Origin of the sequence: Aeromonas sp. S15(2024) (genome assembly GCF_041402265.1) — a bacterium.
GTDB classification, from domain to species: domain Bacteria; phylum Pseudomonadota; class Gammaproteobacteria; order Enterobacterales; family Aeromonadaceae; genus Aeromonas; species Aeromonas dhakensis.
Genome location: NZ_JBGLQY010000012.1, coordinates 80,683 through 98,014, shown reverse-complemented (window position 1 = coordinate 98,014; position 17,332 = coordinate 80,683). Strand labels below are relative to the sequence as shown.

Here is a 17,332-nt window from a genome sequence, read left to right as displayed (position 1 = left end):
GGCTCACTGTTTGGCTCAGTCGGTCGGCAGACCGTAGTGCTGGAAGGTGGTGCGGGTGGGCAGGTGGTAATGGGCGCGGCCCAGCAGCTGGTTGAGGATGCGGGCATTGCGGTTGGGCCCGAGCCCCAGATCCGGCGAGCCTACCCCCTGCTGGAAGATGTCGGCATTGTGGATGAAGACCCGGCCCGTGCCCCGATCGGCGCGGCGGGCGGTGAAGTCCTCCTGCACTATGCAGTCCCCCTGTTCGTCCACGGCCAGCACCTCGCCCTTCAATTGTTCGAACCAGGCGGGCCAGGCGTGGGCATAGCCGGTGGCGGCCACCACGGCATCGGCCTCGAGGGTACAACGCTGATCGAGCTGGGTGTGGTGGCAGGTCAGACGCAGGGCGCCGTCGCTCAGGACTTCGGCCGCCTCCAGATTGCAGCTGGAGAAGAGGGTCAGCCCGGGTGTCTGGCCGCCGATGGATCGCTCGTAGATCAGGTCGAACAGGGCGCCTATGGTCGCGAAGCTGATCCCCTTGTAGAGCATCCCCTGTCCGGCCACGATGGCGCGCCGTTTCTCCCGCGGGATGCGCTGGAAATAGTCCATGTAGCCGGGGGTGAAGCACTCCTGCCCCAGCTTGGAGTACTCCATGGGGTGGAAGCCGGGGGCCCGGGTGATCCACTGGATGGCCGCCCCGGCGGCCACCTGCTCCGGCGTGAGCGTCTGGAATAGGGCCAGCACGCACTCGGCCGCACTCTGCCCCGAGCCGACCACGGTCACCCGGCGGCAGGCGGTCAGGCGCTCCCTGGCGTGCAGGAAGTCGGCGGAGTGCAGCAGATTGGGATGATCGATCCCCTGCGCCCAGGCTGGCAGGGCCGGGCGGGTACCGATGCCGATGGCCAGATCACGGCTCTGGTAGTGGCGGGGCCGGCCGTCGGCGTCGCGGCTCTCGAGGCAGAAGCGCTCCTTGCCCGCATCGTAATGCACCGCCACCACCTCTTCGCCGAAACGGCAGCTGGGGAGCTGATCGGCGGCCCAGCGGCAGTAGTGGTCATACTCGCGGCGCGGGATCTGGAAGTGGTCGTAGTAGTAGAAGGGGTAGAGCCGGTCGTGCCGGTGCAGGTAGTTGAGGTAGCTCAGCGGATGGGTCGGATCGGCCAGGGTGACCAGATCGGCCAGGAAGGGCACCTGTAGCGTGGTGCCCGGCAGCAGGAGCCCCTGGTGCCAGCTGAAGGCCGGTTTGCGATCCAGAAATACCCCGCTCAGCTCGGGATGCCGGTCCAGCAGGGCCGCCAGCCCCAGGTTGAAGGGGCCGATGCCGACCCCGGCGATATCCACGTGTGTGGTCTCCATAAACACTCCCAAAGGAAAGGTGATGCGCCCCGGCCATGCCGGGGCGCAGGGTCAGGCGTGCACGCTGGCCAGCAGTCCCTCGACGTCGGCCGCCGTGCGGCAGGCCAGCAGCTGGCCCGGTGACAGCTCCACGGCGAAGCGTTCGCGCAGCCGGGCCGAAATGGTCTTCAGGTGCTGGGGCCGCAACCCCAGTGCGGTAAAGGGCTGCCGGCTGTCGGCACTGCCCGGTGCCGCGCCCAGCACCTCCAGATAGATGTCGAGTACCCCGTGACGGGGGGCGGGTTGCACCAGCAGGTGGCGTGCGGCGGGCTTGTCCGGCTTGCCGTTGGCGGTGAGGGGCAACTGCGCGACGGCCAGGGCGCGGGTCGGCACATGGGAGGCCGGCAACTGCGCGCGGGCAAACTCGCGCAGGGCGGCCGGGTCCAGCCGGTGGCCGGTGGCGCAGACGTAGAGCAGCCCGATCCCAAGCTCCCCCTGTCGCTCATCGCCGTACTCCACTACCAGCACCTGGGCGAGGGCCGGATGGGTGATGAGGGCGCTCTCGACGTCGGGCAGCGAGACACGCACCCCGCGCACCTTGATGTAGCCGTTGACCCGGCTGTCGAACAGCAGGGTGCCGTCGCGGCGGTAGCGGCCCCGATCGCCGGTGCGAAACGCACGCACCGGTTGGCCCCTGTCATCGGTGAGGGTGACGAAGTCGGTCTGGACGAGCTGCCCCTGTTCGAGGTAGCCGAGGGCCAGGTTGACGCCGCTGGTATGGATACGGCCCGCCACTCCGAGCGGGCAGTGCTCACCGCGCTCGTCCAGCAGCCAGTAGGCATTGCCCGGCAGCGGTGTGCCGTAGGGTATGCGCTGCCGATCGTTGGCGCTTATCTCGTGCCAGATGCTCCAGATGGTGGTTTCGGTCGGCCCGCCGAGGGAGAAGAGGCGGGCGGCAGGCAGGCCGGTGCGCAGGCGCTCTATGATGCCCGGCTTGATGTAATCCCCCCCCTGGGCGATGAGCCGCAGACTCTGCAGCGTGTCGACCGGGTGGCAGGCGAGCAGCATCTCCAGCATGGCCGGCACCGAACACCAGAGGGTGACGCCGTGGTGCGCGATGAGCCGGCCCCAGTGCACCGCGTCCTTGTCGGCGCCGGGCTCCGGCAGCACCAGGGTGGCGCCGGCGGTCAGGCAGCCAAACACGTCGAAGACCGACATGTCGTGGTGCTGCGGGGTGACGGAGAGAAACCTGTCCTGTTCTGTGATGCCCCAGCGCTGCAGGGTGCTGCCGATCACGTTGGCGGTGGCCTGGTTGCTCAGCACCACGCACTTGGGGCGCCCCGTGGTACCTGAGGTATAGAGGTAGTAGGCCGGCGTGGTGTGGGCACTGAGCCCCGCCCAGGGCGTGCCGGGAGGGGCGTCGGAGCCGGCCAGCAGGGTGGCCGGGGTCAGCGTGGGGTGGCCCGTCTCTGTGCCTGGCTCTGCCACCACCAGGTCGGGGCAGCAGTTGTCGAGCAGATAGCGGCGGCGATCGGCTGGCGAGGCGGCATCGACGGGCACCCAGATGATGCCGCTGAGGGCGCAGGCCAGGGTCACCATGGTGTGTTCTGGGCTGCGCGGTAGGCAGATGGCGACGACCTGCCCGGCCTTGATGCCGGCCTCGCTCAGGGCATGCATCACGTGCCCTACGCCGTGGCCGAGCTCCAGGTAGCTGAGTTGTCGCTCCCCCTGGATCAGGGCCACAGCCTCGTGCTGCGGATGGAACAGGCGATCGGCGATGCGCTGCAGGAAGTCGGTGTGGCAGGCGGCGTCCGGCAGGCTGTTGTGACGGGCATGGGTGGGGGTGACCAGGTCAGGGAGGTGAAATGCCTTTCCCTCCGCCAGCCGGGCCACGGCACGCGCCATGGCAGCGAGCAGATCGCTCACCAGCCCGGCCTCCAGAGCCTCGATGGCGTAGTCGATGTCGAGCACCAGGGTGCCGTCGGCCTGCTGGCTGATGCGGATGTCCATGGCGACCTGGGGTGTCTGGGTCAGGCCCCCTTGCCACTGCATGGGACTCTCTGGCGCGGCCACCGGCCAGGCCAGCCCGTTGGTGATGACCACGGGCAGGGCGGGCCCGCCGCCATGGGTCTCCACCAGCTGGCGGGCGATATCGACCCCGGAGAACGCGAGCCGATCCAGCCCCTCCATGACGTCCTGCTGCAGGATGTGGGCCCGCTCCAGCAGGGTGCCCTCCGCGGGCAGCCAGGTGAGGGCGATAAAGCTGGAACGGTTGGTCAGCGGCCCGCCGGGTGGCGGGGCCACCGGCACGGCCACGCAGAGATCCCCCTCGTCGCGCCAGCGGGAGAGCACCTCCAGGATGACGGCCATCAGGGTGGTGTTCTTGAACAGGTGTTGGCGGGCACCCAGCTTGTAGAGCGCGGCCGCCTGCCCGGCAGGTATGCGTTGCCGCTGGCGTGCGTAGCGGGCACTGCGCAGACCTTCGAGCGGCTGGGTCCAGGGCAGGCGCGGTGGCCCCTCGAGCCTGGCCAGCTTGCGTCGCCAGTAGTCCCCGGCTTGCTCCCGCTGCGCCGCCGTGGGCTCGTGAGCGGGCGGGGAGGGCAGCGCGGGGGCCACAATCCCTTCGAACAGCTCGCGCATCAGGGTGGCGATGGCGTGCCCATCCAGGATCAGGGCATCGATGCGCACGAAGACGACCAGCTCGTCTCCCGGCAGGTGCAGCAGGGTCAGATCCCAGGGGGACTGCGTCAGGTCGAACAGGGCATGGCTGTATGCCTCCCGGTGGTGAGCGAGCCTGGGAGCCACCTCCTCTTCGGTCAGCTGACGCAGGTCCTGTTCGTGCAGATTGAGGTGCGCCTCGTCATCGACGACCTGTACCAGGCGGTCGGCATCGATGCGGGTACGCAGCGCATCGTGGCGCTGCACCATCTCCCGCAGGCGGGCGCGCAGCAGCGCCGGCTCCATCTTGCCGCGGTACTCCCGGTACTCCTGCATGGCCACGCCCCCGAGCGGAAACTGGGTGGTGCGCCCGAGCAGGTAGGCCTGCTGCAGCGGCGTCAGGGGGGCCTCGCGGCGGCGGCGCAACTGGGCGTCGAGCAGGGCGGGATCCCGCGCCAGCTGGCGCAACTGTGCCACCAGATCGTCGAAGAGGGCGGTGATCCAGGGGCGCGGCAGGGCATCGAGGCGAACGTCCCAGTTGATGAGCAGTTCGCCGCGCAGGCGCACCAGCTGGGCATCCAGCGCCACCTGGGGGCCCTGGGAGATGACCCAGTTCATGGCGCCGAAGACCCTGTGCACCCGTTCGTCAAACAGCGAGCCCCCTTCCAGATCCAGGGCGGCGGTGAAGACGATGGGGGCCAGCTGGGCCGAGCCGTGGTGGCGGGAGAGATCGCGCATCACCGCCACGCCGGAATAGGCGCCGTGACCGAGGCGCTGGTGCCACTGGGCCGCCAGTTGCCGGCATAGCGCATCCAGCGTGCCTGCCTGGTCAAGGTCCACGTCCACCAGGGTGAGGTTGGCGAACTCGCCGACGATCCGCTGCTCGTTGCCAAGCATGGGCTCGCGCCAGAAGAAGGGGACATTGAGGCGAAAACGCCTGTCGCCGGTGGCCTTGGCCAGGGCGTGGGCGAAGAGGCCCAGCATCAGGCTGGAGAGGGTCAGGCGCCGCTGCCGTGCCAGGGTGGTGAGGGCCTGGCAGGTGGCGGCATCCAGGGTGGCGCTGAGACGCTCGCTGGCGGGGGGCGTCTGCTGCGGAACGGTCGGCAGGGTGGGCGCCGGTGCCAACGTTGGCAGCTGTTGTCGCCACCACTGCCGATCCTGTTCCCGGCGCGCGCGCAGGCTTGTCTGCACCGCTTCGTGCCAGGCAAAAAACGAAGGGGCCGGTGGCGGCGTCCACGCCGGTTCTTCGTACCACCGGGCCAGGTCGGCGAGCAGGATCCGCACGCTGGAGGGATCGACGGCCATCATGTCGGTGTCGATGTGCAGCCGCTGGCGCTGGTTTGCCAGCCGGGTGACGGAGAAGCGGGCCGCCTGACCCCGGCTCAGATCGAGCTGCTGGTGGGTCCACTCCTGCCGCTTGCGGGCCAGGGCATCGGCCAGTGGCTGGCCGCTCAGGGAGCGGAAATCATCTATCTCCAGCACGGCCGGGGCAGGATCCCCCAGCGTTTGGGTTCCCTCCCGTGTGACGGTGAGGCGCAGCATGGGGTGCGCCTGATAGAGACGTTCCAGCGCCCCGTGCAGGCACGCCAGATCGAGGGCCGGGCCGTCAAACTCGGCGTAGAGGTGGGCACTGACGCCCCCCAGATGGGCATGTGCGCTGCGTCCCATCCAGCAAGCCGCCTGCATCGCGGTCAGTTCTTTCATCTCATTCATGGCGTTGACAACTTGTCGTGTTTCGTTGTTTATATATTTAAAGGTGAGAATGATTTTCATTTCAAGGTTAATTTAATCCGTCAACCCATATGGTTATATCGATAAGTCGTTTAATTAAATTGGCATCAGTCGTGGCCAGAGATGACTCTGGACGGTATTTCAGGCCGGTATGACTGGGCCTCTTTTTTGGCAGCCGTCGATCCAGTTTTCAGCAATTGGGTGGGAGCGGTGATTAAAAATTCACGACTAGAAATAACCATGACAGACAGTGAGGAAATAACATGAGCAGACCAACATTCATGACCCGTGAGTGGTTGAATGAACGAGTACAGAGCTTGGTGGAGGAGGGGGAGCTGGATCCGGAGGAGAGTCTGGTGCTGTATGGGCTGGACTCCCTCAGCATCATGCGCTTTACCGCAGAGCTGAAGGCACAGGGGGTCGATGTCGGCTTTGACGAGCTGGCGCACAGGCCCACCCTGTCAGCCTGGTGGGCGCTCCTGAGCGGCTCCCCGGCGGCCTGACTGGCTGTATATATTCAATCAATTTAACGCATTGCTCTTATCATTCAGCAAGGGCGGCGCCAGGTCATGGCGCTCGCCACGGACACCATCATGACGCTGTCAGCAGAAGATCAGCACAGGCTCGAGCAGTTTTGGCAGTTCTGCCTTACCCATCAATATTTCAATGTCGGTTATCCGGAGGCTGCCGACTTTGATTATTCCCAGCTGCACAAGTTTTTACAGTTTTCTATCAATAACTGTGGCGACTGGGGCGCGCCTGGAAATTATTTGCTCAATACCTTCGAATTTGAGCGAGAGGTCATGCACTATTTCTCATCGCTATTTTCAATCCCGCCAGAGCAGAGCTGGGGTTATGTGACCAATGGCGGCACCGAAGGCAATATGTTTGGCTGTTATCTTGCCAGAGAGTTGTTTCCTGAAGGCACCCTCTATTATTCACAAGAGACACACTATTCGGTTGCCAAAATAATCAGGTTGCTGCGGATCAAGGCCAAGGAAATTCCCACACTGCCCAGCGGGGAAATTGACTGCGATAAATTGGCAGAGCAGATAGTGGATGATGGCGAGCGTCATCCCATCATATTTGCCAATATCGGTACCACCATGAAGGGGGCGGTCGACGACATCGGCGCCATTCAACGGCGGCTGTCGGCCATCGGCATCCCGCGTCAGGACTACTACCTGCACGCGGATGCGGCTCTGAGCGGTATGATACTGCCGTTTGTGGACGATGCGCCGGCCTTTTCATTTGCCGACGGCATCGATTCCATCAGTGTCTCGGGCCACAAGATGATGGGGTCGCCGATCCCGTGCGGCATCGTGTTGGCCAGGCGGCGTTTTGTGGATCGCATCGCCGTGGAGGTGGACTACATCTCGGCCAGCGATCAGACCATCAGCGGATCGCGCAACGGCTTCACTCCCCTGTTGATGTGGGCCGCCATCAAGGGACGGACGCTGGCCCAATGGCGTGAGCGGACCGGGCGCTGCCTGGCCATGGCCCAGCAGCTGGTAGAGCGGCTGAATCAGCAGGGGGTGCCCGCCTGGCGGCATCCGCACTCCATTACCGTGGTCTTCCCGCGCCCCTCGGAACGCACCTGGAAGACCCATTGCCTGGCGACCTCGGGCGAGCACTCCCACCTCATCACCCTGCCCCATCATCACAGCCTTCATCAGCTGGATGCGGTGATCCGCGACATAGTGCGGGATCTCGGCCCGGCGGCCGAGCCCACCGCCTGCGCGCACCCTGTGCTCGCCTGCTCCGCATAAAAAGAAAAAGCCATTGTCTCCAATGGCTTTTTCACGCTATCGAACCGGGATTATTCGATGTTCTGAATTTGCTCGCGCATCTGCTCGATGAGCACTTTCAACTCGACGGCGGACTGGGTCACCTCGGCGTTGATGGACTTGGAGCCGAGGGTGTTCGACTCGCGGTTGAACTCCTGCATCATGAAGTCGAGACGACGGCCACAGGCGCCACCCTTCTTCATGATCTTGTTGGTTTCGCTGATGTGCATCTCCAGCCGATCCAGCTCTTCGGCTACGTCGATCTTCTGGGCCAGCAGCACGATCTCCTGCTCGATGCGGGCCGGATCCAGCTCCACCTTGGCTTCGGCCAGCCGGTCGGTGAGCTTCTGGCGCTGCCACTCGATGATCTGCGGCAGGTGCACGCGCACCTTCTTCACTTCTACCTGAATGCCGGCCAGACGCTGCTCGATCAGGGCCTTGAGGTTGGCCCCTTCGCTGGCGCGGGAGGCGAGGAAATCTTCCATGGTCAGGTCAAATCCACCGAGCAGCTCGGTGGCAACCGCATCCATGTCCTGCTCGGCGGCAGCCATGACGCCCGGCCAGCGCAGCACGTCGACCGGATTGAGCTGGCCCTGGCCCGCTTCTTTCATCACCCAGTTGGCGCTGTCGATGATGAGCTTGGCCAGCTCTTCATTTATGTGGAGCTGGCTGGCAGCGGCTTGCGCGGCCTCGAAACGCAGGTTGCACTCCACCTTGCCGCGCTGCAGCTTGGCGCGGAAGCGCTCACGCAGAACCGGCTCCAGGCTGCGCAGTTGTTCCGGCAGGCGAATGTAGGTCTCCAGATAGCGCTGGTTGACCGAACGAATTTCCCAAACGGCTGTGCCCCAGTCGCCCTTGAGTTCCTTGCGGGCGTAGGCGGTCATGCTGTGAATCATTGATTGTTCCGGGCTTGATGAAGTGTGCGGCCAGTATACTCAGCCAGACCTGCTCCGTCAGCCGACAGCGTGGTTTTAGCGGCTGATATTTGGGCTGGGATCACTTATACTCCTGCGCCAATTCAGCCAGCCCAGAGGTCCGTCCCATGTCACGTCCCAGCGATCGCACTGCCGCGCAGCTTCGTCCGGTCACCATTACCCGCCACTTCACCAAGCATGCTGAAGGGTCTGTGCTGGTGGAGTTCGGCAACACCCGCGTGCTCTGCACCGCCAGCGTCGACACCAGCGTACCGCGCTTCCTGAAAGGGAAGAATCAGGGCTGGGTCACTGCCGAGTACGGCATGCTGCCGCGCTCCACCCACTCCCGGATGAACCGCGAAGCGGCCTCCGGCAAGCAGAGCGGCCGCACCCTGGAGATCTCCCGGCTGATCGCCCGCTCCCTGCGCGCCGCGGTAGACCTGACCGCCCTGGGCGAGCACTCCATCACAGTTGACTGCGACGTGCTGCAGGCCGACGGTGGCACCCGTACCGCCGCCATCACTGGTGCCTGCGTGGCGCTGGTGGATGCGCTGAACTGGATGGTGGAGAAGGGCATGATCAAGCAGAGCCCGCTCAAGCAGATGATCGCCGCCGTCTCCGTCGGCATGTTCGAAGGGGAAGCCATCTGCGATCTGGAGTACATCGAAGACTCCGCCGCCGAGACCGACATGAACGTGGTGATGACCGAGGATGGTCGCATCATCGAGGTGCAGGGCACCGCGGAGGCCGAGCCCTTCACCCACGAAGAGCTGCTGGAGATGCTGGCGCTCGCCAAGGGCGGCATCGCCGACATCATTGCGCTGCAGAAGCAGTCACTTGCATGATTTTAAAAACGCGGCATTGTCCGCGTTTTTTTATACCCCACGAAAGTAAACGACAAGCCAAGCAAGGAGCCAGAATGAAAGCCTACCAGCGTCAATTTATCGAGTTCGCCCTGGAGAAACAGGTCCTCAAATTCGGTGAATTTACCCTGAAATCCGGTCGTAAAAGCCCCTACTTCTTCAACGCCGGTCTGTTCAACAGCGGCCGCGATCTGGCCCGTCTCGGCCGCTTCTATGCCGCCGCCCTGATGGATGCCGGCATCGAGTTCGACGTGCTGTTTGGCCCGGCCTACAAGGGGATCCCCATCGCCTCCGCCACTGCGGTACAGCTGGTTGAGCAGCACGACGTGGACGTGCCCTGGTGCTTTAACCGTAAGGAAGCCAAGGATCACGGCGAGGGCGGCAATCTGGTGGGCAGCCCGCTCAAGGGGCGCATCATGCTGGTGGATGACGTCATCACCGCCGGCACCGCCATCCGCGAGTCCATGGATCTGATCCAGGCCAACGGTGCCTCCCTGGCCGGTGTACTGATCGCGCTGGACCGTCAGGAGAAGGGCAAGGGTGAACTCTCCGCCATTCAGGAGGTGGAGCGTGACTACGGCGCCCACATCATCGCCATCATCCAGATGAGCGACCTGATCGCTTATCTGGAAGAGAAGCAGGCCGAGCAGCCTGAGCTGGCTACGCAACTGGCTGCCATGAAGGCGTACCGCGCCCAGTACGGTATCTGAGCCGATCACACCGCGTAATAGTTGAAGTCGGCGCCCGTTTGCTCCCTGGCAGCAAACGGGCGCCGTTTTTTCATCTGCAAAAAGTGAGTCAGGTGGCTTGAGCTTACCCTTACAGTAAAGGTTAGGGTTTGCTGGTCGGCGCTCGTTCTGGCCGACGGGTTCCGAGGAGGAACAACATGACCACTCATATTCAATTACCCATCCATCTGCAGCTGCCGCTCACAGGCATGAGCTGCGCCAATTGCGCCAGCCGCATCACGACCGCCCTCAACAAGCTGGAGGGGGTCGAGGCGACCGTCAACTTCGCGCTGGAGCAGGCCGCCATCGACCTGGCCAGCCCCGATCGTTTGCCGGCGGTGCTGGAGAGCATTCAGGCACAGGGCTATGACTATGGCCACGAGACGCTCTCCTTCCAGATCAGCGGCATGACCTGTGCCGGTTGTTCGGCCCGTCTGAACAAAATGCTGGCCGCGCTGCCCGGTGTCATTTCAGCCGACGTCAACTTCTCGCTCGAGCAGGCCCGTATCGTGCTGGTGCCCGGGATGCAGACCCCCGCCGCATTGCGCGAGCAGATCGAAGCCCTCGGCTTTGGTGCCCAGCTGGCGCAGGGCTCGGCCAGCGGCCGCCGTCAGCAGTTGCTGGAGCGGGAAGCGCAAGAGGCCGCCAGCACCCGTCAGGCGCAGACCCGGGTCATCGTCTCGGCGCTGCTGACCCTGCCGCTGTTGGTGGGTATGTTCTCAATGGCCGGTCTGCTGCCCTGGCATCTGCCCGCCTGGCTGGAGCTGGTGCTCGCCACCCCGGTACAGTTCTGGATCGGGGCCCGCTTCTATCGCGGTGCCTGGCTCGCCATCAAGAACCGCTCCGCCAATATGGACGTGCTGGTGGCGACTGGTACCAGCGCGGCCTACTTCTACAGCCTCTATCTGCTGCTGACCCTGGGGATGGCCGCCAGCGGCCAGCTCTATTTCGAGGCGAGCGCCATCATCATCACCCTGATCTCCCTCGGCAAGTTGCTGGAGGCCCGGGCCAGACGCAGCACCCAGTCCGCCATTCGCGAACTGATGGCGCTGCGGCCGGAAACCGCCACCGTCTGGCGTGGCGAGAGCTGGCAGAGCGTGGCCATCGACGAGGTGCTGCGCGGCGATCGGCTGCGGGTGCTGGTGGGTGAGCGGGTACCGGTGGATGGCAAGATCCTGAGCGGCGAGAGCGAGCTGGACGAGTCGATCCTCACCGGCGAGAGCCTGCCGGTGCCCCGCGGCGAGGGCGACAAGGTGCTCGGCGGTGCCATCAACCGCTCCGGCGTGCTGGAGATCGAGGCCACGACTGTGGGGGAGGACTCCAGCCTCAGCAAGATCATCGCTCTGGTGGAGAGCGCCCAAATGGGCAAGGCCCCGCTGCAGCAGTTGGTGGACAAAGTCTCCGCCGTGTTCGTGCCGGTGGTGATGGCCATCGCCCTCTTTACCCTGCTGGTGTGGTACGCCATCGGCAACGACTTCGGTCAGGCGCTGCTGGCGGCGGTGGCGGTGCTGGTGATCGCCTGCCCCTGCGCGCTGGGGCTGGCCACGCCGGCCGCCATCGTCACCGGTACCGGGGTGGCGGCGCGCCACGGCATCCTGATCAAGGATGTGGATACCCTGCAGAAGGCCCACGCCATCAAGGCGCTGATCTTCGACAAGACAGGTACGCTCACTCAGGGCCGGCCGGTGCTGGCGAGCTGGAGCGGCAACGACGAGCAGTTGCGCCTCGCCGCTGCCCTGCAGCAGGCGAGCGAACACCCGCTGGCGCTGGCCATGCGCGAGGCAGTCGGCAAGGAGGCTACGCTGCCCCAGCCGGAGGCGGTGGAGGTGCGGGTCGGTGCCGGCATAGTCGGCCAGGTGGCGGGCCACTCGGTCGCCATCGGCAATGCCAGTCTACTGGCCCAGCTCGGTATTGAACCGCCACAACAGGATGAACAACCCGCCGACGGCGCGACCCGGGTCTGGGTGGCCATCGACGGCGTGGTGGCCGGCATAGCGGCCCTGGCCGATACCCTGCGCCCCGAGAGTCCCGAGGCCATCGCCACCCTGCGCCAGCGCGGCATCGCCAGCTGGCTGGTAAGCGGCGATGCGCCGGCGCCGGTGGCCCATATCGCCGCCAAGCTGGGGTTGGACGGGGCCTTTGACTCAGTGCTGCCGGCCGGCAAGGTGGAGAAAGTGGAGGCGCTGCGGGCGCAAACCCGCGGGTTGGTGGCCATGGTGGGGGACGGGGTGAACGACGCCCCGGCGCTGGCTGCGGCGGATGTGGGCATCGCCATGGGCTCCGGCTCTGACGTGGCGATGGAGACCGCCGCCATCACGCTGATGCGCTCTGATCCGCGGCTGGTGGCCGATGCCATCGACATCTCGGCGGCCACCTGGCGCACCATCCAGCAGAACCTGTTCTGGGCCTTCGTGTTCAACATCATCGGCATTCCGCTGGCGGCGCTGGGTTACCTCAGCCCCGAGCTGGCGGGGGCGGCCATGGCCCTGAGCAGCATCACAGTCTTGAGCAATTCCCTGTTACTGAAACGCTGGCAACCGCGGGCGCTCGCCCATGCCAGCCACCATGTCAGCACTGAATCGAACCGTTAAGGAGTCATCCATGAACATCAGCAAGGTAGCCAAGGCGACGGGACTGACCGCCAAGACCATCCGCTACTACGAGAGCATCGGCCTCATCTCGGCGCCGGTGCGCAGTGACAATGGCTATCGCAGTTACACCGACTCGGCCCTGCGCGAGCTGCGCTTCGTCAAGCGGGCGCGGGAGACCGGCTTCAATCTGGAGGAGTGTCAGGAGCTGCTGGCGCTCTATCGGGACGAGCACAGAACCAGCGCCCAGGTGAAGAAGCTGGCGCAGGAGAAGATCGTCGATCTGCGCGCCCGCATCGCCGGCCTGCAGGCCATGCTCAGCTCCCTCGAGGGGCTGGTCGGCTGCTGCCACGGGGACGAGAATCCCGAGTGCCCGATCCTCGACGAGCTGGAGCGAGGCTGACTAACCGCTTAATAACGGACGTTTTATTGTTGGCTCCGAAGGGGTAGTGGTAGACTGTGCGGCTCTTGTACAGGGAGTACGCAGTTGACCCAGAGTGTGACACGTCAGGTAAAGCAGGCCATCATGGCCCAGCTCTATACCCACGCCTCATTCAGCCTGCCTTGCCTGGGTCTGCTGGCACTTGGCTGGAGCCTGCTGTTCCACGACTACCTGCCCGCCAGCGAGGCGCTTGGCTGGTTGGCGAGCGTGCTGCTGCTGCTGCTCTGCCGGGGCTGGCACCTGCGCTGGCGCCAGCCCAGGCTGGCACAGATCCCGCTGCCGGTGCTGGAGCGCGAACTCTTCATCGGGGTGACCATCACCTCCATCATCTGGGCGCTGGGCGTGCTGCTCTACATGGACAAGCTGCCCGATACCTACCGCGCCGCCATGATGATGCTCGCCAGCCTGATCCTCACCGGCAGTGCCATCATGCTGTTTGGCAGTCGCCGCTCCCTCTATGGCGCCGTGCTGCCGCTCGGGCTCGCCATGGTGTTCGAACTGGGGGCGGGCAACGAGCAGGAGCGGATCGTCTCCAGCATGCTGGCCGGCTACCTGTTTGTCTTCCTGCCGACCCTGCTGCGTCGCCTGCGGCGGGATCAGGTGGCCTCCCTCTATCACCGTTTCTCCAACGCCGATTTGGTGGCCGAGCTCAAGGCGGTCTCCGAGCACCTCAAGCTCACCTCCCGGCTGGACGGGCTGACCGGCATCGCCAACCGGGCCCACCTCGACTACTGCCTCGAGCGCGCTTGGCGTCGCTGCCACCGTGCCCGGGCTCCCCTGTCACTGGTGCTGGTGGATGTGGACTACTTCAAGCAGTTCAACGATCTCTACGGCCATCAGCTGGGGGATGAGTGTCTGCAGCAGGTGGCGGGTCTGCTGGCCGAGGTGCAGCGGCGGGAGGATGACCTCGCCGCCCGTTACGGCGGTGAAGAGTTTGCGCTGCTGCTGCCCTGCACCAGCATGCAGGGGGCCATGCAGATCGCCGAAAACGTGCGGGTGGCCCTCAAGGAGTTGAGCATTCCCCATCAGAAGTCCCTAGTTTCCGGTCGGGTCAGCTGCAGTTTCGGGGTGGCGACCCTGGTACCGGATCAGACCCTCTCCATCAGCGAGCTGATACAAAAAGCGGATGCGGCCCTCTATCAGGCCAAGCATAATGGGCGGGATCGTATCGAAGTAGCCTTGATGGGTAAGGTTGCCTGAGTTTCACAAGACAGATTAAAGAGGTCGTCTATGCAATGTCATCGTATCGAAGAGCTGCTGGAGTTGTTGCAGCCTGCCTGGATCAAGGAACAGGATCTCAGCCTGGTACAGTTTGTTGCCAAACTGGCCGAGGAAGCGGGATTTGAAGGGCCTCTGTCCGAGCTGACCGACGACATGCTGATCTACCACCTCAAGATGCGTGAATCCGACAAGCAGGCGATGATCCCCGGTCTGGCCAAGGACCACGTGCCCGACTTCAAGGAAGCCCTGCTCAAGGCCCGCGGCATCAAGTAAAGAGTGCGCTTGCTGGAAGCTTGAAGGTTTTCAAAGGAATCTCTTGAAAAGGCGTTTCGTCAACTGGCGATACGTCTTTTTTGTTGCTTGAAATTGCGACACCACTCGAACATTAGATACATTTTACCCACACAATTAGCAGGCTGTTTAAGATATAATCCGCCCCATAACAATTAATTAATGGAGCGAAGTGTTGCAATGGCCGACCAGGACAAGATCGATATCAAGGATGTCACCGGCGATGTAACGGGGACGTTCAACCCCAATACCTTCAAAGCCAGCGACGACAGGTTCAACCCCGGCAACCGCATCTATGTCCGGGCCCAGACCGGCTACTGGCAGCGGATGCGCAAGGCCATGGGCTGGTTCTTCGTGGTGCTCTTCGTCGCCATTCCCTGGTTGCGCTATGACGGTCGACAGGCCGTGTTGTTCGATATCGGCCATCAGCAGTTCCACATCTTCGGTGCCACCATCTGGCCGCAGGATCTCACCCTGCTGGCCTGGGTCTTCATGATCGCCGCCTTTGCCCTCTTCTTCGTGACTACCTTCCTGGGGCGGGTCTGGTGCGGCTACCTCTGTCCGCAGACGGTGTGGACCTTCATGTTCATCTGGTTCGAAGAGAAGCTGGAAGGCTCCGCTAACAAGCGCCGCAAGCTGGACGCCTCGCCCTGGAACGGCGAGAAGCTGGCCCGCAAGGGGGCCAAGCACCTGGCCTGGCTCCTGCTGTCGCTGGGTACCGGCCTCACCTTCGTCGCCTACTTCCAGGATGTGTTCCAGCTGGTGCCTGACTTCTTCACCCTGCAGGCCAGCGGCTGGGTCATCTTCTGGGTGGTGCTCTTCGCCGCCTGCACCTACGGCAACGCCGGCTGGATGCGCGCCATCATGTGTATTCACATGTGCCCCTATGCCCGCTTCCAGTCCGCCATGTTCGACAAGGACACCTTCATCGTCGGCTATGACACCAAGCGCGGCGAGACCCGGGGGGCCCGTGCCCGCAAGGCCGATCCCAAGGCGCTGGGACTGGGGGACTGCATCGACTGCGACCTCTGTGTGCAGGTCTGCCCGACCGGCATCGACATCCGCGACGGCCTGCAGTACGAGTGCATCAACTGCGGCGCCTGCGTCGACGCCTGTGATCAGACCATGGAGCGGATGGGCTATCCGAAAGGGCTCATCAGCTATACCACAGAGCACAAGCTGGCCAACGACTCCACCCATGTGGCGCGGCCCAAGCTGATCGGTTACGGCCTGGTGATGGCCATCATGCTGGGGGTGTTCGTCTACAACGCCATGTCCATCATGCCGATGGGGCTCGACATCCTGCGGGATCGCAACCAGCTGTTCCGCGAGAACAGCGAGGGGCTCATCGAGAACACCTATACCCTCAAGATCCTCAACAAGACCCTGCATCCCCAGACCTATCAGCTGGATGTGGAGGGGCTGCCGGAGCACGAGTGGTTTGGTCCGCGCGAGGTGACCCTGAAGGCCGGCGAGATCTATACCCTGCCGGTGAGCGTGGCCGTCGACCCCTACAACCTGAAGAAGCCGACCCTGGACATCCGCTTCGTGCTCAAACGCGAAGGGGCGGCGCCGGACGACAGCAAGGGGACCCTGCGCCAGCCCAGCAAGTTCATCAGCCGGTTGTGACGGCAAGGCACACTGCCATGCACGGCAACGGCGGACAGTAGTGATAGAATGGGGCGCAACGGCGCCCCTTTCTCATGGTGGATGACATGCGTTTCAACTATTCCGATCTCACACCCGACCTCATCATGGATGCGCTGGATCTCAGCGGTCTGCGGCTCGACTCGGGCCTCATCGAGCTCAACAGCTACGAAAACCGGGTTTATCAGTTCCAGGACGAGGAGCGTCGCCGCTACGTGGTGAAGTTCTACCGTCCCGGCCGCTGGAGCCGGGCCCAGATCCTCGAGGAGCACGAGTTTGCCGCTCGCCTGTGCGAGGCGGAGATCCCGGTCGCCGCCCCGCTCGCCTTTGCCGGCGAGACCCTGCTGGAGCATCAGGGCTACCCGTTTGCCATCTGGCAGAGCGTGGGGGGACGCCAGTTCGAGGTGGACAACCTCGACCAGCTGGAGTGGGTGGGGCGCTACCTCGGCCGCATCCATCAGCTCGGTGCCAGCAAGCCGTTTCACCACCGGATCCGGCTCGACGTGGAGACCATGCTGCACGAGCCGCGTCAGCTGCTGGCGTCCGGCGAGTGGCTGCCGAGCGGGCTGGCCAAGCAATTCTTCGGGGTGCTCGACGAGCTGATCAAGCATGTCAGTGACGCCATGACCCTGGATGTGGCGCAGATCTCCCTGCATGGCGATTGCCATCCGGGCAACATCCTGTGGCGCGACGGTCCCATGTTTGTCGATCTCGACGACTGCCGCACCGGTCCGGCCATCCAGGATCTCTGGATGATGCTGAACGGCGAGCGCAGCGAGCAGCAGATCCAGCTCGACACCCTGCTGGCGGGCTACGAGGAGTTCATGGAGTTCGACCCGCGCGAGCTGGCGCTGATCGAGCCGCTGCGGGCCATGCGCATTGTCCACTACATGGCCTGGCTGGCGCGGCGCTGGGAGGATCCCGCCTTCCCCCGCCACTTCCCCTGGTTCAATACCGAGCACTACTGGCGCCAGCAGATCGCCACCCTGCACGATCAGCTGGAGGCACTCAAGGCGCCGCCCCTGACCCTGATGCCGGGCTGGTGATGTGGCGGGTTGCCGGCCGTTCGCCATGCCTGCCGCAGACCCGCGGCAGGCTATCAAGGCGTTCGCGCTGACGCGGGCGCCGGGGAGAGAGCTTGACGACCT

General features: G+C 64.3%; 13 protein-coding genes. 10 read left to right on the top strand and 3 right to left on the bottom strand.

Annotated features, from left to right (window positions below; genetic code table 11):
- Window positions 1-15: 15 nt before the first annotated feature.
- Together basC and ACB033_RS19470 are read right to left on the bottom strand one after the other, a co-directional pair.
- Complete coding sequence (gene basC / locus ACB033_RS19475) at window positions 16-1,320, bottom strand: putative histamine N-monooxygenase (RefSeq protein ID WP_371140708.1); 1,305 nt, start codon at window positions 1,318-1,320, stop codon at window positions 16-18.
- Window positions 1,321-1,386: 66 nt separating this feature from the next.
- Complete coding sequence (locus ACB033_RS19470) at window positions 1,387-5,676, bottom strand: amino acid adenylation domain-containing protein (RefSeq protein WP_371140697.1); 4,290 nt, start codon at window positions 5,674-5,676, stop codon at window positions 1,387-1,389.
- 290 nt (window positions 5,677-5,966) lie between these two features.
- On the opposite strand from ACB033_RS19470, the gene ACB033_RS19465 reads away from it, so the two are divergent.
- Both ACB033_RS19465 and ACB033_RS19460 read left to right on the top strand, forming a co-directional pair.
- The gene (locus tag ACB033_RS19465) at window positions 5,967-6,206 is read left to right on the top strand and encodes a phosphopantetheine-binding protein (RefSeq protein ID WP_236665139.1); all 240 of its coding nucleotides are present in this window, start codon (window positions 5,967-5,969) and stop codon (window positions 6,204-6,206) included.
- Window positions 6,207-6,272: 66 nt separating this feature from the next.
- Window positions 6,273-7,472 carry a histidine decarboxylase gene (locus tag ACB033_RS19460; RefSeq protein ID WP_371140696.1) on the top strand — a complete coding sequence of 400 codons (1,200 nt, stop codon included), beginning with the start codon at window positions 6,273-6,275 and terminating at the stop codon, window positions 7,470-7,472.
- Window positions 7,473-7,522: 50 nt separating this feature from the next.
- On the opposite strand, the gene ACB033_RS19455 is transcribed toward ACB033_RS19460, so the two are convergent.
- The gene (locus ACB033_RS19455; RefSeq protein WP_011707879.1) at window positions 7,523-8,386 is read right to left on the bottom strand and encodes a YicC/YloC family endoribonuclease; all 864 of its coding nucleotides are present in this window, start codon (window positions 8,384-8,386) and stop codon (window positions 7,523-7,525) included.
- A gap of 146 nt (window positions 8,387-8,532) precedes the next feature.
- On the opposite strand from ACB033_RS19455, the gene rph reads away from it, so the two are divergent.
- The 8 genes from rph to ACB033_RS19415 all read left to right on the top strand — a co-directional run bounded on the left by rph (window position 8,533) and on the right by ACB033_RS19415 (window position 17,230).
- A complete protein-coding gene (rph, locus tag ACB033_RS19450) occupies window positions 8,533-9,249 on the top strand; it encodes a ribonuclease PH (protein ID WP_005306873.1) in 717 nt (238 codons plus the stop codon).
- Window positions 9,250-9,323: 74 nt separating this feature from the next.
- Window positions 9,324-9,977, top strand: coding sequence for an orotate phosphoribosyltransferase (gene pyrE / locus ACB033_RS19445; RefSeq protein WP_010635696.1), 654 nt, complete (start codon window positions 9,324-9,326; stop codon window positions 9,975-9,977).
- 176 nt (window positions 9,978-10,153) lie between these two features.
- The gene (locus ACB033_RS19440; protein WP_371140695.1) at window positions 10,154-12,586 is read left to right on the top strand and encodes a heavy metal translocating P-type ATPase; all 2,433 of its coding nucleotides are present in this window, start codon (window positions 10,154-10,156) and stop codon (window positions 12,584-12,586) included.
- Between the two features lie 10 nt (window positions 12,587-12,596).
- Entirely contained in the window at window positions 12,597-12,986 is a 390-nt protein-coding gene (gene cueR, locus ACB033_RS19435) for a Cu(I)-responsive transcriptional regulator (RefSeq protein ID WP_005306864.1), read from the top strand.
- Between the two features lie 84 nt (window positions 12,987-13,070).
- Window positions 13,071-14,225, top strand: coding sequence for a diguanylate cyclase domain-containing protein (locus ACB033_RS19430; protein WP_371140694.1), 1,155 nt, complete (start codon window positions 13,071-13,073; stop codon window positions 14,223-14,225).
- Between the two features lie 30 nt (window positions 14,226-14,255).
- Entirely contained in the window at window positions 14,256-14,519 is a 264-nt protein-coding gene (locus ACB033_RS19425; RefSeq protein ID WP_005306857.1) for a YihD family protein, read from the top strand.
- A gap of 198 nt (window positions 14,520-14,717) precedes the next feature.
- On the top strand, window positions 14,718-16,166 hold the full coding sequence (gene ccoG / locus ACB033_RS19420; protein ID WP_139726451.1) for a cytochrome c oxidase accessory protein CcoG: 1,449 nt from the start codon (window positions 14,718-14,720) through the stop codon (window positions 16,164-16,166).
- Between the two features lie 74 nt (window positions 16,167-16,240).
- A complete protein-coding gene (locus tag ACB033_RS19415; protein ID WP_139726452.1) occupies window positions 16,241-17,230 on the top strand; it encodes a serine/threonine protein kinase in 990 nt (329 codons plus the stop codon).
- Window positions 17,231-17,332 lie beyond the last annotated feature (102 nt).

What these genes read in the sequence shown, in the direction of transcription:
- ccoG (WP_139726451.1), top strand. Translation starts at nt 14,718, where the DNA reads ATGGCCGACCAGGACAAGATCGATATCAAGGATGTCACCGGCGATGTA.
- rph (WP_005306873.1), top strand. Translation starts at nt 8,533, where the DNA reads ATGTCACGTCCCAGCGATCGCACTGCCGCGCAGCTTCGTCCGGTCACC.
- ACB033_RS19455 (WP_011707879.1), bottom strand. Translation starts at nt 8,386, where the DNA reads ATGATTCACAGCATGACCGCCTACGCCCGCAAGGAACTCAAGGGCGAC.
- ACB033_RS19470 (WP_371140697.1), bottom strand. Translation starts at nt 5,676, where the DNA reads ATGAAAGAACTGACCGCGATGCAGGCGGCTTGCTGGATGGGACGCAGC.
- ACB033_RS19425 (WP_005306857.1), top strand. Translation starts at nt 14,256, where the DNA reads ATGCAATGTCATCGTATCGAAGAGCTGCTGGAGTTGTTGCAGCCTGCC.
- ACB033_RS19415 (WP_139726452.1), top strand. Translation starts at nt 16,241, where the DNA reads ATGGTGGATGACATGCGTTTCAACTATTCCGATCTCACACCCGACCTC.
- ACB033_RS19440 (WP_371140695.1), top strand. Translation starts at nt 10,154, where the DNA reads ATGACCACTCATATTCAATTACCCATCCATCTGCAGCTGCCGCTCACA.
- pyrE (WP_010635696.1), top strand. Translation starts at nt 9,324, where the DNA reads ATGAAAGCCTACCAGCGTCAATTTATCGAGTTCGCCCTGGAGAAACAG.
- ACB033_RS19460 (WP_371140696.1), top strand. Translation starts at nt 6,273, where the DNA reads ATGGCGCTCGCCACGGACACCATCATGACGCTGTCAGCAGAAGATCAG.
- ACB033_RS19465 (WP_236665139.1), top strand. Translation starts at nt 5,967, where the DNA reads ATGAGCAGACCAACATTCATGACCCGTGAGTGGTTGAATGAACGAGTA.
- cueR (WP_005306864.1), top strand. Translation starts at nt 12,597, where the DNA reads ATGAACATCAGCAAGGTAGCCAAGGCGACGGGACTGACCGCCAAGACC.